The 13,220-nt window shown below is 61.1% G+C and carries 16 protein-coding genes and 1 pseudogene; 3 read left to right on the top strand and 14 right to left on the bottom strand.

Features of this window, described 5'->3' with window-relative positions; all coding sequences use genetic code 11:
* Nucleotides 1–53: 53 nt before the first annotated feature.
* From B9Z48_RS05945 to B9Z48_RS05920, 8 genes and pseudogenes are all read right to left on the bottom strand, one after another.
* Complete coding sequence (locus B9Z48_RS05945) at nt 54–704, bottom strand: ABC transporter ATP-binding protein (protein ID WP_108377493.1); 651 nt, start codon at nt 702–704, stop codon at nt 54–56.
* Nucleotides 691–1,203, bottom strand: a complete 513-nt coding sequence (locus tag B9Z48_RS22090) for a hypothetical protein (protein WP_368665915.1) — start codon at nt 1,201–1,203, stop codon at nt 691–693. The genes B9Z48_RS05945 and B9Z48_RS22090 overlap by 14 nt, the downstream gene beginning before the upstream one ends.
* 56 nt (nt 1,204–1,259) lie before the next feature.
* A pseudogene (locus B9Z48_RS22085) lies at nt 1,260–1,526 on the bottom strand (ATP-binding cassette domain-containing protein); the annotation flags it as partial.
* Entirely contained in the window at nt 1,523–1,846 is a 324-nt protein-coding gene (locus B9Z48_RS22080; protein ID WP_233261030.1) for a hypothetical protein, read from the bottom strand. The gene B9Z48_RS22080 and the pseudogene B9Z48_RS22085, both read right to left, overlap by 4 nt.
* Nucleotides 1,847–1,855: 9 nt before the next feature.
* Nucleotides 1,856–2,548, bottom strand: coding sequence for a branched-chain amino acid ABC transporter permease (locus B9Z48_RS22075; RefSeq protein ID WP_233261045.1), 693 nt, complete (start codon nt 2,546–2,548; stop codon nt 1,856–1,858).
* A gap of 11 nt (nt 2,549–2,559) precedes the next feature.
* The gene (locus B9Z48_RS05930) at nt 2,560–3,297 is read right to left on the bottom strand and encodes a nitroreductase (protein ID WP_108377492.1); all 738 of its coding nucleotides are present in this window, start codon (nt 3,295–3,297) and stop codon (nt 2,560–2,562) included.
* A complete protein-coding gene (locus B9Z48_RS05925) occupies nt 3,294–3,746 on the bottom strand; it encodes a thioesterase family protein (RefSeq protein ID WP_108377491.1) in 453 nt (150 codons plus the stop codon). Before B9Z48_RS05925 ends, B9Z48_RS05930 begins: the two co-directional genes overlap by 4 nt.
* Nucleotides 3,743–4,672 carry a histone deacetylase gene (locus B9Z48_RS05920; protein ID WP_108377490.1) on the bottom strand — a complete coding sequence of 310 codons (930 nt, stop codon included), beginning with the start codon at nt 4,670–4,672 and terminating at the stop codon, nt 3,743–3,745. The genes B9Z48_RS05925 and B9Z48_RS05920 overlap by 4 nt, the downstream gene beginning before the upstream one ends.
* Before the next feature lie 186 nt (nt 4,673–4,858).
* On the opposite strand from B9Z48_RS05920, the gene B9Z48_RS05915 reads away from it, so the two are divergent.
* Nucleotides 4,859–5,392, top strand: a complete 534-nt coding sequence (locus tag B9Z48_RS05915; protein ID WP_089961617.1) for a phasin family protein — start codon at nt 4,859–4,861, stop codon at nt 5,390–5,392.
* 187 nt (nt 5,393–5,579) lie between these two features.
* Here the strand turns inward: B9Z48_RS05915 and B9Z48_RS05910 are convergent, their stop codons facing one another.
* Nucleotides 5,580–6,455, bottom strand: coding sequence for a patatin-like phospholipase family protein (locus B9Z48_RS05910; protein WP_233261044.1), 876 nt, complete (start codon nt 6,453–6,455; stop codon nt 5,580–5,582).
* Nucleotides 6,456–6,650: 195 nt separating this feature from the next.
* On the opposite strand from B9Z48_RS05910, the gene B9Z48_RS05905 reads away from it, so the two are divergent.
* Nucleotides 6,651–7,637, top strand: a complete 987-nt coding sequence (locus B9Z48_RS05905; RefSeq protein WP_108377635.1) for an extracellular solute-binding protein — start codon at nt 6,651–6,653, stop codon at nt 7,635–7,637.
* A gap of 18 nt (nt 7,638–7,655) precedes the next feature.
* On the opposite strand, the gene B9Z48_RS05900 is transcribed toward B9Z48_RS05905, so the two are convergent.
* The 5 genes from B9Z48_RS05900 to cfa all read right to left on the bottom strand — a co-directional run bounded on the left by B9Z48_RS05900 (nt 7,656) and on the right by cfa (nt 12,184).
* The gene (locus tag B9Z48_RS05900) at nt 7,656–7,958 is read right to left on the bottom strand and encodes a hypothetical protein (RefSeq protein WP_108377488.1); all 303 of its coding nucleotides are present in this window, start codon (nt 7,956–7,958) and stop codon (nt 7,656–7,658) included.
* A 36-nt stretch (nt 7,959–7,994) separates the two neighbouring features.
* Nucleotides 7,995–9,599 carry an alkyl hydroperoxide reductase subunit F gene (ahpF, locus tag B9Z48_RS05895; RefSeq protein ID WP_108377487.1) on the bottom strand — a complete coding sequence of 535 codons (1,605 nt, stop codon included), beginning with the start codon at nt 9,597–9,599 and terminating at the stop codon, nt 7,995–7,997.
* Between the two features lie 171 nt (nt 9,600–9,770).
* Entirely contained in the window at nt 9,771–10,337 is a 567-nt protein-coding gene (gene ahpC / locus B9Z48_RS05890; RefSeq protein ID WP_089961842.1) for an alkyl hydroperoxide reductase subunit C, read from the bottom strand.
* A 127-nt stretch (nt 10,338–10,464) separates the two neighbouring features.
* On the bottom strand, nt 10,465–10,911 hold the full coding sequence (locus tag B9Z48_RS05885; RefSeq protein WP_158273218.1) for a DUF423 domain-containing protein: 447 nt from the start codon (nt 10,909–10,911) through the stop codon (nt 10,465–10,467).
* A gap of 97 nt (nt 10,912–11,008) precedes the next feature.
* Nucleotides 11,009–12,184: a cyclopropane fatty acyl phospholipid synthase gene (gene cfa / locus B9Z48_RS05880; RefSeq protein ID WP_108377485.1), complete on the bottom strand. Its 1,176-nt coding sequence runs from the start codon at nt 12,182–12,184 to the stop codon at nt 11,009–11,011.
* A gap of 249 nt (nt 12,185–12,433) precedes the next feature.
* On the opposite strand from cfa, the gene B9Z48_RS05875 reads away from it, so the two are divergent.
* Nucleotides 12,434–13,192 carry a 3-hydroxyacyl-CoA dehydrogenase gene (locus B9Z48_RS05875; RefSeq protein ID WP_108377484.1) on the top strand — a complete coding sequence of 253 codons (759 nt, stop codon included), beginning with the start codon at nt 12,434–12,436 and terminating at the stop codon, nt 13,190–13,192.
* Nucleotides 13,193–13,220 lie beyond the last annotated feature (28 nt).

Below are 13,220 nucleotides of genomic sequence, written 5' to 3'. Positions count from 1 at the left end.
CCGCTCCTTGTGGTGAGGCAGTGTAAAGGATGCCCTGCCCCGTCAAGCGGGGCTCATGCCGCCGAATCGATGCGCCCGCTGGTCAGCACCAGCACCCGCTGCGCATGCCGGGCCAGGATGTTGTTTTGCTCGGCCACCAGCATGGCCACGCCTTCGCGGGCCAGCTGCAGCAGCGCGTCACGCATGGCCGCCACCAACACCGGGGCGATGCCCTCACAAGGCTCGTCCAGCAGCAAAAGGCGCGGGCCGGTCATGAGGGTGCGGGCCAGCGCCAGCATTTGCTGCTCCCCCCCGCTCATTTGGCTTGCCGGGCGATGCAGCATGGTTTGCAGCTGGGGAAACAAAGCCATCACGCGCTCAAACCGCTGCGCGGGCATGGCCTGAGCGCTTGAACCCGAGGGTGCGGCGATCCAGAGGTTTTCTTTCACCGACAAGCCGGTAAACAAACGCCGGTCCTCGGCCACAAAACCCAAGCCTGCACGGGCGCGTCGGTGCGCGGGCCAGGTTTGGATGGGTTCGTTTTGCCAGGTGATACGGCCTTGGGCCCGGGGACCGATGCCGATCAGGCTTTGCAGCAGCGTGGATTTGCCCGCGCCGTTCAGGCCCTGAATGACGACCAACTCGCCCTCGCCCACCGACAAACTCACGTCGAACAAGGCCTGGGCTTGGCCATACCAGGCGTTCAGGCCTTCAACCTTGAGCATCGTGCAGGCCTTTCGGATCGGTATTCACGTTGGCGTTCAGATCGAAATCCATCCCCAGGTAGCGCTCGCGCACCTGCGGGTCTTGCGCCACCACGTCGGGCAGGCCGTCGGCCACCAAGCGGCCTTGCATCAGCACCAGCACCCTGTCTGCCACGCCGAATACGGCGTCCATGTTGTGCTCGGTGTAGAGCACCGTCACGCCTTGCGAGGCCACCTGGCGCACCAGCGCCATCATGTCGGCCCGCTCGGCCAGGGCGAGACCGGCAGCGGGCTCGTCCAGCAGCAGCAAGGACGGGGCTGCGTGTGCATCTTGGTCTGCCCCGGAGCCAGGCACAGCGTCCGGCAAGCCCGCCAGCGCCATGGCCAGCTCCAGGCGTTTTTTGGCACCGTAAGGCAAATCGGCCACGGTGGCGTGGGCCTGGGCTTGCAAGCCCGCTTGCGCGGCCAAGCGCAGCGCCCGCTCGGGTTGACGGCGATCCAGCCGGTCCCACCAGGCCATTGGCGCAGCACCAGCTGGATGTTTTGCAGCACCGTGAGCGCCTCGAAGGTTTGCGCCACCTGAAAGGTGCGCGCCACGCCCAAGCGCTGGCGCTCGGCAGGCGGTTTGCCCAACAGCGACTGGCCTTGCCACAACACCTCACCCGCGGTGGGCACCTGCTGGCCCGCCAAGCATGCAAAACAGGTTGACTTGCCCGCGCCGTTGGGGCCGATCAGGGCCACGCACTGGCCTGCGGGCACAGAGAAATCCACACCGTCCAGCGCCCGCACACCGCCAAAATGCTTGGTCAGACCGCTGACCTGCAAAACTGTTCCACGGCTCATGCGAGGCTCCTCTTGGAAGCAAAGCGGGCCAACAGCATCTGCAACCCACCCAGCACGCCACTGGGGGCCAGCACCATCACCAACATGATGACCAGGCCCAAAACACCGCGCCAATAATCCAGGCCCTGCCCCAGCTCGGCCCCGCCCCAAACCAGCAAAGCACTGCCCACGGCCGAGCCCCACAACTGGTGCACGCCGCCCAGCAAGATGACCAGCAAAGCGTCCACCGACATGGCGACCGAAGCCACCGACGGAAACACCGCGCCTTTGAATGCGGCCCACAAGCCCCCGGCCAGGCCTGCCAAAGTGGCGCTGGCCACAAACACCTGTTAGCGCAAAGCCTGCACCGGCAAACCGCTGGCGGCTGCCCGCAGCGGGGCATCGCGCACAGCCTGCAGAGCTGCGCCCCGGCTGGAGCGGGCCACGCGGGCCATGCCGACGATGGCCAACAGCATGAAGACGCTCAGCGCGGCGTCCCACAGTGCACGCGACTCGGGGGCGATCAAACGCAGGCCGATCAGGCCGTTGTCGCCTCCGGTCAAGCCCACCCACTGCGTGGCCCCCGCCCAAATCATTTGCGCCAGCGCCAGAGACAGCATGGCCAGGTACACCCCGCTGCTGCGCACCACCAAAGCGCCAAAGGCCAAAGCCACGGCCAGCGCCAGCGCCATGCCGGATGCCAAAGCTGCAGGCAAACCCGCACCCCAGTGCAGGTGCGACAGCGCCGCGCCATAAGCGCCCAGTGCAAAAAACGCCGCATGGCCAAAGCTGACCAGACCGCCCAAAGCCATCATCCACTGCAGGCTCAGGCCAAACAACAACATCACCATCACGTCTTCGGCCAAGCTGCGACCGTAGTCGCCCTGCCCCCAAGCCAGCAGCGTCAGGCCCACAAAGACCGCCACAAACAGCGCCCGGCCCCAGCCCGCCACAGGCCACAGCGCAAACACCGGCACGCTTTCGCGTTGCTCGGCATGCGCGGCCGACCCGGCCAGGCCCTGCGGCCGCCAAACCAGCACCACGGCCAAAAAAGTCAGTCCACCCAGTGGGTGAAGTCTTGGGCCGGCACGCGGGTGGTCTCGAAGGTGTTGACCAGCGCTGCTTCGTCGGCATAACCCAGCGACATGCCGCAGACCACCATTTCGTTCTCACCCGCGCCGACCAGCGGCAAGATGATTTTGGAAAAACCGTTCCACGCCGCTTGCGGGCAGGTGTGCAGGCCACGCGAGCGGGCGGCCACCATGATGCTTTGCAAGAACATGCCGTAGTCGAGCAAGCTGCCCCGGCCCATGACTTTGTCGATGGTGAAGATCAGGCCCACGGGCGCATCAAAAAAGCGGAAGTTCTTTTGGTGCTGGGCGTGCATCATGCCCTTGTCGCCCTTGCCAATGCCCAGTACGCCATACAGGCCAAAACCGCACTCGCGGCGGCGGTCGATGTAGGGGCTGACCCATTTTTCAGGGTAATAGTCATAAGACTCAGCGTAGTCAGCGGCCAGGGCCGGGTTGGCGCTGATGGCGTCATGTGCCGCGCAGGTCTTGGCCACCAGCTCGTCGCGCTTGGCGCCTTGCAGCACATACACCTTCCAGGGCTGGGTGTTGGTGCCGCTGGGCGAGCGTGCCGCAACGCTCAGCACCTCTTGCAAAACGCTGCGATCCACCGCTTGGGGCAGGTAGGCGCGGGCCGAAAAGCGGCTCAAGATGGCCGCGTCCACGCTGGCCGGATCGTTCACGCGGGTGCTGACCTGGGGTCCGATGTCCAAAATGCTCATGTCAATGTCTCCAAAAATGCTTTGAGTGCGGCGGGCAGGGGCACGGGGCGGCGGGTCTCGCGGTCCACATACACATGCACAAAGTGGCCCCGGGCGGCGGTCAGGTCTTCGCCTTGCGCGAACAGGCCCACCTCGTAGCGCACGCTGGATGTGCCCAGCTTGGCCACGCGGATGCCTGCGTCAATAGTTTGTGGAAAAGCCAGCGGCGCGAAGTAGAAACACTGGGTTTCCACCACCAGACCGATGGTGGTGCCGGCGTGAATGTCCAGCACGCCCTGCTCGATCAGGGTGGCGTTCACGGCGGTGTCGAACCAGCTGTAATAGACCACGTTGTTCACATGGCCGTACACGTCGTTGTCCATCCAGCGGGTGCTGATGGGGCGAAACGCCTTGTAGCTGCTGCGGGCGTCGGCTTGGGGTTTGGTTGGGGGAGAGACTGGCGTGTTCATCGCCCGAGATTGTGCCAGCGTTGCCAATAGCCCAAAGCCACATCCCAGGTCTGCATTTGCACCTGCACCGTGGTCTCGATGTCGTGGCCGTAGCCGCCGCCCATGCACAGCACCACCGGCAGCCTGCGCTGCCAGGCCCAGTCCATCACCACCCGGTCGCGCGCCTGCATGCCATCCATCGTCAATTTGAGGCGGCCCAACCTATCGCCCTCATGCGGATCGGCTCCGGCCAGGTAAATGACCAGCTGCGGATCAAAACGGTCTTGCAGCGTTTGCAGGGCCTGGTGCAAGGCCTCCAAATAAGGCTCGTCGGTGCAGCCATCCGGCAGGCCCACATCCAGATCGCTCAGCTCCTTGCGGAAAGGAAAGTTCTTTTCGCCGTGCAGCGACAGCGTGAACACACTCGGGTCACTTGCAAAAATGTGCGCCGTGCCATTGCCCTGGTGCACGTCCAAATCGATCACCGCCACCTTCATCTGTTGGCGGTGGTGCCGCCAGGCCTCGGCCTGCATCAGGCGGGCCGTCACGGCGATGTCGTTGAACACACAAAAGCCCCCGCCCTTGTGCGCATAGGCATGGTGCGTGCCGCCCGCCAGGTTGCCTGCCACGCCTTGGGCCAGCGCATCGCGGGCCGCAGCCACCGTGGCCCCAACGGACCGTCGCGCCCGTTCGGCCATGGCCGGGCTCCAGGGAAAACCGATTTCGCGCTGCAAAGCCGCCTCCAAACTGCCCGTGGCAACACCCTGGATGTAGGTGGGTGTGTGCACCAGCGCCAGCTCACCGTCGCTCGCGGCCGGGGCCTCGCACATGCGCACGCCGGGCAGTTCGTGTGTGAGCCGGTCGCGCAAGCGGCTGTACTTGCGCATGGGAAATCGGTGGCCTTCGGGCAGCGGCAAGACAAAGTGGTCGGCGTAGTAAGCGTGCATGGTTTGATTTTGAACAAATCGATTCTAGATAACCCTCTCTAAACTGAGCCACGAGAGGGCCCATGGCCTTGCATTGGCCCGTAGAAACCCTAAAATTCAAACCATGCTGCACTGCAACAAAGTTGTACGGCCCCGGCCAGTTACGGCGCAGTCTTCTTGAAACCAAACTTATCTCTGGAGCTCCTCATGATGACACCCGAACAAATCGTCGCCTCACACAAAGCCAACGTTGAAACCCTGTTTGGTTTGACCGCCAAAGCCTTCGAAGGCGTTGAAAAGCTGGTTGAATTGAACCTGAGCGCAGCCAAGGCCGCCTTGGACGAATCAGCCAACAACACACAAGCCGCCCTGAGCGTGAAAGACGCTCAAGAACTCGTGGCCATGCAAGCCAACCTGTTCCAGCCTTTGGCCGAAAAAACAGCCGCTTACAGCCGTCACCTGTATGACATCGCTTCTGGCACCGGTGGCGAGTTCACCAAAGCCTTCGAATCACAAACGGCTGCCGCTCAAAAGCAGTTTGCCACTTTGGTGGACACTGCCGCTCAAAACGCACCGGCCGGCTCCGAGCAAGCCGTGGCCATGATGAAGGGTGCCGTGACCGCTGCCAGCACCGCCTTTGAATCGGTTCAAAAAGCAGTCAAACAAGCCACCGATTTGGCTGAATCCAATTTGGCTTCTGTGACCCAGTCAGCGGCCCCTAAAGCAGCCAAGAAAAAGTAATTTCTGACACCGGGCAGCCCTGCCAAAGGACTGCCACACACATTGCAAGTTGTCTCCTCGGATCTCTTTGAATTTCATCTGGGAAACAGGGATCCCTTTGAGGGCTGATCGCAAGATCAGCCCTTTTTTTATGGACGCATCTTGCGCCCATCGACACAGCCAGTGCTCGGGCTGCGGGGCGTTCAGATCATCGACCGGCTTCAAATGCAGCCAAGCGTTGCTTTAAACCCGGCAGTGCCTCACGCATGGCGACTCGACCGGCTTCAATCGACCTCATGCGTGCCCCAAAATCAGCACTTTTGACGCCAGACAAGGCTGGCCGAACCACAAAATCAGCCTCTTTCAAAGCCCAGGTTTTGATGCTTTGGCCCATGATCGTGAAGGTCTGCATCAAAATCTGGAAAGTATCCGAAGCTGGATTGCCCATGGGATCACTGGATATGTCCACCGCCAGCACAAAATTCGCCCCCAATTCACGCGCCTGCCGCACAGGAACCGGTGACACCAACCCACCATCCACATACTCCCTGTCACCAAAACGCACAGGCTGAAACACACCGGGCACAGCGCTGGATGCGCGAACAGCCGCCCCGGTATTGCCGCGACGGAAAGTGATCGCCTGCCCGTTGCCCAAATCGGTGGCCACCACCCCGAGTGGAATTTTCATTTGCTCCAGCGTTCGCCCTCCCACTTGGGTGTTCACATATTTGGCCAAAGCTTCTCCACGCAAAGCACCCCGGTTCAAGATCGGCAGCATCCAGTCGGTGATTTCGGCCTCTTGCATGCTTTCAGCCACCCGCACAAGTTCAACGGGTGTTTTGCCGCTCGCATAAAGCGCAGCCACCAGGCTGCCTGCAGATGTGCCCGTGACATAACTCGGGCGCAAACCCGCCTCCTCAAGCACCTGAATCACGCCCACATGGGCAAAACCCCGAGCGGCCCCTCCACCCAAAGCCAAGCCCAAGCGCAATTCTCTCGGCTCTACTTTGGTCTGGTCGCGACCCGCTTCCGTCTGGGGACCTTGCACCACACTGCTGCACGCGGCCAACAGACCAAGCCCAATGCACAAGCACAGTCTTCGCCCAAACGTGATCAGCCTTTTAATCTTTACCTCTGACATCCTTGAATTCCTCAAATCTTATTGATAACCATTCGCATTTAGGATAAACTTGACCACCAACACCCATTGAAAGTCAAGTTCGTGAAACTGTCCAAATCTCTCCTGAGCTTCGCCTGCCTGTGGGCATCCACCTCGGTCATGGCGCAAGACAAAGTGCTGAACATTTATTCGGCCCGGCATTACCCCACCGATGAAGTCATGTACAGCGACTTCACCAAAACTACGGGCATCAAGATCAACCGGGTCGATGCCGACGATGCCGGTATTCTCGCCCGACTCAAAGCCGAGGGCGCAGCCTCTCCCGCTGACGTGATTTTGCTGGTGGACGCGGCCCGCTTGTGGCGTGCCGAGGTCGATGGCCTGTTTTTGCCCATCAAGTCGGCCAAACTCGAAGACGCCATCCCCGCCAACTTGCGCGCCAAGCCCGCCGACAACGGCGGCACGGCGTGGTTTGGCCTGTCCACACGGGCGCGTGTGATCGTGTACGACAAGCTCAAGTTCAGCAAAACCGACGTGGACAGCTACGAGAAACTGGCCGATGCCAAGTTCAAGGGCAGTTTGTGCATCCGCAGCGGCTCGCACCCCTACAACCTGAGCCTGTTCGGGGCCATGACCGAGCACCTGGGTCCGCAAAAAACCGAAGTCTGGCTAAAGGGCTTGGTGGACAACATGGCCCGCAGCCCCAAAGGCGGTGACACCGACCAGATCAAGGGCGTGGCCTCGGGCGAATGCGGCGTGGCGGTCACCAACACCTATTACCTGGCCCGCATGATGCGGTCCAGCAACCCGGCCGACAAAGCCGTGACCGAAAAAATCGGCGTGGTCTTCCCCAACCAAAGCAGCTGGGGTACCCACATGAACGTGGCCGGTGGCGCCGTGGCACGCCATGCCAAAAACACCGACAACGCGGTCAAGTTCCTCGAATACCTGGCCAGCCCCTCGGCGCAAAACCACTTTGCCAACGGCAACAACGAGTGGCCAGCGGCCAAAGGCGTGAGCTTTGACAACCCCGCCCTCAAAGCCATGACCGGCGGCAGCTTCAAAAGCGAATTGCTCCCGATCAGCGCCGTGGGCATGAACCAGATCAAGGTGCAGCAAATGCTGGACCGCGTGGGCTTCAAGTAAGCCAACACGGTAGACGGGTCATGACAAAAATTTGACCCGCCCCTGCAAGGCCTGCAGCGTCACTTGCGGGGCAGACACCCCAGCCCCCACCACCACGCCCACCCCCGCCACAGGGGCCAGGCTGTCGAGCTGGAAACGGCCCACGCCAGGGGTCTGGCGGATGAAGCATTTTTCGTCGAAAAACAAACGGTCCCCATTCGCATCGATCTCGTCGCTGTCGATGGTTTCAAAACCGATCAGCTGACGGATCGCATCCAACCCACCGTCCCAAGGGACGGGGGTGATGGTTTTGGCGGTGGGGTCGATCACAAAACACGTCATCACAGGGCTCCGGTGGGGGGTGAAAAAACCGCCAGCTTAAACGGCTTCTGCGTGTGCGGGGGTTGTGGCGTCACTCACCGGCACAGCAGGCATGCGGATCAGGTGGTCAAAAGCGCTCAAGGCGGCTTTGGCACCCTCGCCTGCGGCAATGACGATCTGCTTATAAGGCACGGTGGTGCAATCACCGGCTGCAAACACACCAGGCACATTGGTGTGGCCTTTGGCGTCCACCACGATCTCGCCGAACTTGCTCAACTCCAAAGTGCCCTTGAGGAACTCGGTGTTGGGCACCAGGCCGATTTGCACGAACACGCCTTCCAGCTCGACCCAATGGTCATCACCCGAGGTGCGGTCTTTGTAGCGAATGCCTTTGACCTTGCCGTCAGCGCCGGTGATCTCGGTGGTTTGGGCGTTGGTGTGCACCGTGACGTTGGGCAGGCTCTTGAGCTTGCTCACCAAGACCGCGTCGGCCTTGAGCTGGTCGGCAAATTCAAACACCGTGACGTGGGCCACGATGCCGGCCAAGTCAATCGCCGCTTCGATGCCGGAGTTGCCGCCGCCAATCACCGCCGTGCGCTTGCCCTTGAACAGCGGGCCATCGCAATGCGGGCAATACGCCACACCCTTGTTTTTGTACTCGGCTTCGCCGGGCACATTCACATTGCGCCAGCGGGCACCGGTGGACAGGATGACCGAGCGGGCTTTGATGCTGGCGCCATTGGCCATCTGCACTTCGATCAGGCCGCCGGGCTGGCTGGCGGGGATGATTTTGTCGGCACGCTGCAAGTTCATGATGTCCACCTCGTAGTGGCGCACTTGCGCTTCCAAGGCTGCCGCAAACTTGGGGCCGTCGGTCTCGAGCACCGAGATGTAATTCTCGATGGCCATGGTGTCGTTGGTCTGGCCGCCAAAACGCTCAGCCGCCACACCCACGCGGATGCCTTTGCGAGCGGCGTACACGGCAGCCGCCGCCCCGGCCGGGCCACCGCCCACCACCAACACGTCAAACGGGTCTTTGGCGCTGAGCTTGGCGGCATCGCGTTCACCGGCGTTGGTGTCGAGCTTGGCCACGATTTCTTCAACCGACATGCGGCCCGAACCAAATACCTGACCGTTCAAAAACACCATGGGCACGGCCATGATCTGACGCGCCTCGACTTCGGCCTGGAAGGCACCGCCTTCAATGACCACGGTTTTCACTTTGGGGTTCACGATGGCCATGAGCGACAGCGCCTGCACCACGTCGGGGCAGTTGTGGCAGCTGAGCGACATGTAGACCTCGAAATTGAAGTTGCCTTCCAGCGCTTTGATGCTGTCAATGACGTCGGCCTCGACCTTGGGCGGGTGACCACCCGTCCACAGCAGCGCCAACACCAGTGATGTGAATTCGTGGCCCAGCGGCAAACCAGCAAAACGCACCCCAGTGGTCTGGCCTTCGCGGGCCACCACAAAAGACGGCTTGCGTGCGTCGTCTCCCGAGGTGTCCAGGCTGACCTTGTCAGACAAACCGACGATGGTCTCAAGCAACTGCTTCATATCAGTGCCGGTCTCGCTGTCGTCCAGCGAAGCAATCAAACGAATCGGCTGGCGCAGCAATGCCAGGTATTGCTGAAGTTGGGCTTTGAGGGTGTCGTCGAGCATGGTGATCTCCGGTTTTCAGGGGGCAGTGAACTTAGACCCGCACTTGTGGCGCAGGCCAGGGAACAGGGGAAATTGGGGGGGACTTGGGGGGAATACGTTGAGCGCAAGGCACGCAGGCTTGTGGCCCGCATGCGTTGAACTCAGCGCCCTGACCAGCAGGGCACCCGAGATTTAGATCTTGCCGACCAGGTCGATGGAAGGAGCCAAAGTCTTGGCGCCTTCTTTCCACTTGGCGGGGCACACTTGGCCGGGGTTGGCGGCGGTGTACTGAGCGGCTTTGAGCTTGCGCAGGGTCTCGGACACGTCGCGTGCGATCTCGTTGGAATGCACTTCAGCGGTCTTGATCATGCCTTCGGGGTTGATGATGAAGGTGCCGCGCAGTGCCAAGCCTTCTTCTTCAATGTGCACGCCAAATGCGCGTGTCAGGGTGTGTGTAGGGTCGCCAACCAAGGGGAACTTGGCCTTGCCCACGGCAGGCGAAGTCTCGTGCCAGACCTTGTGAGAGAAGTGGGTGTCGGTGGTCACGATGTAAACCTCCGCACCGGCTTTCTGAAACTCGGCGTAGTTGTCGGCCGCGTCTTCGATTTCGGTGGGGCAGTTGAAGGTGAAGGCTGCGGGCATGAAAATCAGCACGGACCACTCGCCCTTGAGGGTTTCGTTGGACACTTGCACGAACTTGCCGTTGTGGAAAGCCTGGGTCTTGAAAGGCTGGACTTGGGTATTGATCAAAGAGGACATGGACATTTCCTTGGGGTGGTTAATAAAAACTATCGAATGAGAAAACTCATTGGTCGCAATCATAAAACAACCTAGGGTTTCTACTCATGAGTAGTTTCTATCGACCTCATAGGAAAAAGCTTTCAACTCAAGCCCGTCGATTTACTCTTCCAAACCCCTGCACCAAACCCAGGGCCAAAGCCAGCCAAGCGAATATCCATGCCGCGCCACCCCAAGGCACCATGGACCGCAAAGCGTCCCAAGCCCACACATGCCGGGCATAAAGGTTGAAACTGAACAAAAGCAAACCGACCAGCATGAGCCAACCCGCCGCCTGCAGCCAACGCGACCCCCCGTATACCCGCAGCGCCAGCCCCGTGAACAACAAACCCAGAGAATGAAATTGCTGCTGGCTCAAAGCGGTTTGCACCGCCGTGGGCACGCCTGCGGCAAACACCGGCAAATGCGCAAAGGCGGCGCTGAACACCACGCTGGTGCAGGCACTGATCGCCCCCAGGGCCAGAAACCACCGGGCCGACAAAGGCCAAACCTCGGGCACGGAAAAGGACGACGGAGCAGACGAAGGGCTGGACATGGGGGGCTGCGCATCAAGCGAAAAATGGAAACAGCGCATTGAAACACGGCTTTGTGCGGCTGATTGGATTTTCGTCAGTGACTGCGCCGCCATCCCCTCACACCAGTGGCCTACGGTAGCCCCCCGCGTGGCCGCTGGGCGACAGCACCACCTGCCACAGCTGGTTGTCACGCGCCCTGAACGTGCCCGCACAGCACAGCAGGTAATAGCGCCACATGCGGTAAAAGCGCTCCCCATAGCGGTCTTTCAGCGCGGGCCATGCCGCCTCAAAGCGCTCATGCCAGGCCATCAGGGTCTTGTCGTAGTCCTCGCCCAAGTTGTGCCAATCTTCCATGACGAAATCATCTTCGCTGTAGAACGCGATTTCAGAGGCAGAGGGCAACGCCCCATTGGGAAAAATGTATTTTTCAACCCAGGGGTCAATTCCCGACCCTGCCCTGTTTTTGCCGATGGTGTGCAGCAAAAACAAGCCATCGTCACGCAAGCAACGTCGGGCCATGTCAAAGTAAGCGCGGTAGTTTTTGTGCCCCACATGCTCGAACATGCCCACCGAGGCGATGCGGTCAAAGCGCTGCTCACCCTGCAGGTTGAACTGCCGGTAATCGGCCAACTCAAAACGGATGGGCAAATCCCGCGACTTTTCTGCGCCCAGCCGGGCTTGCGCTTTGGACACCGTCAGCCCCACGCACTGCACCCGGTAATGCCGGGCCGCAAACAGCATCAAACTGCCCCAGCCGCAACCGATGTCCAGCAGCGACATGCCCGGTCGCAGCTGCAGCTTTTGGCAAATCAGGTCCAACTTGGCTTCTTGCGCCTGAGCCAGGGTTTGGGCCACCGGCCAATAGCCGCAGCTGTAGGCCATGGAAGGGTCCAGCATGGCCTCGTACAAATCGTTGCCCAAGTCGTAATGCACCTCCCCCACCTGCCAAGCCCGGTGTGGCGACTGCAAATTGGTCAGCCGCGCCTTGAGCGATGCCCACAGCCACCCGGCCCGACCCACCTGCTCGTCCAGCCGCGCCCGCAAAATCCGGGTGATCAACTCGTCCACCTCGTCGCAGTCCCACCAGCCGTCCATATAACTTTCCCCCAAGCCCAGACTGCCCCGCGTCAGGATGCGGTCAAACGTGGCCGGGTGATGCACCCGCATGTCCCAAGGCCGGCCGCCCCCGACCCGGATATCGGCCGTGGCCAACAAGGCACACGCCTGACGCCAGTTGTCGTCGGTGCGCTCCAAAACCGTTTCATTCCTGTCCCACGAGAGTTCTGAAGCCATGCGGTTCTCCTGTCATGATGCCAACCGGGTCATGCACCCGTGACCTTGTCCATGCTAGAAAAACTGGCGCTGTTTGCACATCCGACCAAACCGGTACGGACCTACCGTGTTTGCGGTAAGTGCACTCGATGGGGCACAGGGATGGCCGATTTGCTAGGCCTCTTTTTATGACGGGCTGCCCTTCGCTCGCCCGTGACCAAAGGGCATAATTGACGTTGACGTAACGTCAATCAAATTCAGGAGCGAAACATGGACATTCAAGGCAAGGTTTTCATCGTCACCGGCGGCGCATCAGGCCTGGGCGAAGGCACGGCACGCATGCTGGCGGCCAACGGCGGCAAGGTGGTGATCGCCGACATGCAGACTGAAAAAGGCGAAGCGATTGCCAAAGAGCTGGGCGGCGCTTTCGTCAAGTGCGATGTGAGCAATGAGGCCGACGGCCAAGCCGTGGTGGCCCAGGCCGTGTCCATGGGCCGCCTCTCTGGCCTCATCAATTGCGCAGGCATCGCCCCGGCCGAAAAAACCGTGGGCAAAAACGGCGCACACAGCCTGGCCGTCTACACCAAGACCATCATGGTCAACCTGGTCGGCACCTTCAACATGATCCGCCTGGCGTCTGAAGCCATGTGCAAAAACGAGCCCGAAGCCACAGGCGAGCGCGGCGTGCTGATCAGCACCGCCAGCGTGGCGGCCTATGATGGCCAGATTGGCCAGGCCGCATACGCAGCCTCCAAAGGCGGCGTGGTCGGCATGACACTGCCCATTGCCCGTGACCTGGCCCGCAACGGCATACGCAACATGACGATTGCCCCCGGCATCTTCGGCACCCCCATGCTGTTTGGCATGCCACAAGAAGTGCAAGACGCCCTGGCCGCCGGCGTGCCCTTCCCCAGCCGCTTGGGCACCCCGCAGGACTATGCCAAACTGGCCAAACACATCATCGAAAACGACATGCTCAACGGCGAAGTGATCCGTCTGGATGGCGCGATTCGCTTGGCTCCGAAGTGATGTGACCCATCGGCCCGCAAATGGGCCG

Source organism: Limnohabitans sp. WS1, from assembly GCF_003063265.1.
In the GTDB taxonomy this organism is placed as follows: Bacteria; Pseudomonadota; Gammaproteobacteria; order Burkholderiales; family Burkholderiaceae_C; genus Limnohabitans_A.
Note: the sequence above shows the minus strand (reverse complement) of the source record. Positions and strands in the feature narration are given on the sequence as shown.

Coding starts and splice junctions, on each gene's coding strand:
- B9Z48_RS05885 (WP_158273218.1), bottom strand. CDS start 10,911: ATGTCCAGCCCTTCGTCTGCTCCGTCGTCCTTTTCCGTGCCCGAGGTT.
- ahpF (WP_108377487.1), bottom strand. CDS start 9,599: ATGCTCGACGACACCCTCAAAGCCCAACTTCAGCAATACCTGGCATTG.
- B9Z48_RS05920 (WP_108377490.1), bottom strand. CDS start 4,672: ATGCACGCTTACTACGCCGACCACTTTGTCTTGCCGCTGCCCGAAGGC.
- B9Z48_RS22090 (WP_368665915.1), bottom strand. CDS start 1,203: ATGGCCTGGTGGGACCGGCTGGATCGCCGTCAACCCGAGCGGGCGCTG.
- B9Z48_RS05900 (WP_108377488.1), bottom strand. CDS start 7,958: ATGACGTGTTTTGTGATCGACCCCACCGCCAAAACCATCACCCCCGTC.
- ahpC (WP_089961842.1), bottom strand. CDS start 10,337: ATGTCCTCTTTGATCAATACCCAAGTCCAGCCTTTCAAGACCCAGGCT.
- B9Z48_RS05905 (WP_108377635.1), top strand. CDS start 6,651: ATGGCGCAAGACAAAGTGCTGAACATTTATTCGGCCCGGCATTACCCC.
- cfa (WP_108377485.1), bottom strand. CDS start 12,184: ATGGCTTCAGAACTCTCGTGGGACAGGAATGAAACGGTTTTGGAGCGC.
- B9Z48_RS05945 (WP_108377493.1), bottom strand. CDS start 704: ATGCTCAAGGTTGAAGGCCTGAACGCCTGGTATGGCCAAGCCCAGGCC.
- B9Z48_RS05915 (WP_089961617.1), top strand. CDS start 4,859: ATGATGACACCCGAACAAATCGTCGCCTCACACAAAGCCAACGTTGAA.
- B9Z48_RS05925 (WP_108377491.1), bottom strand. CDS start 3,746: ATGAACACGCCAGTCTCTCCCCCAACCAAACCCCAAGCCGACGCCCGC.
- B9Z48_RS05875 (WP_108377484.1), top strand. CDS start 12,434: ATGGACATTCAAGGCAAGGTTTTCATCGTCACCGGCGGCGCATCAGGC.
- B9Z48_RS05930 (WP_108377492.1), bottom strand. CDS start 3,297: ATGAGCATTTTGGACATCGGACCCCAGGTCAGCACCCGCGTGAACGAT.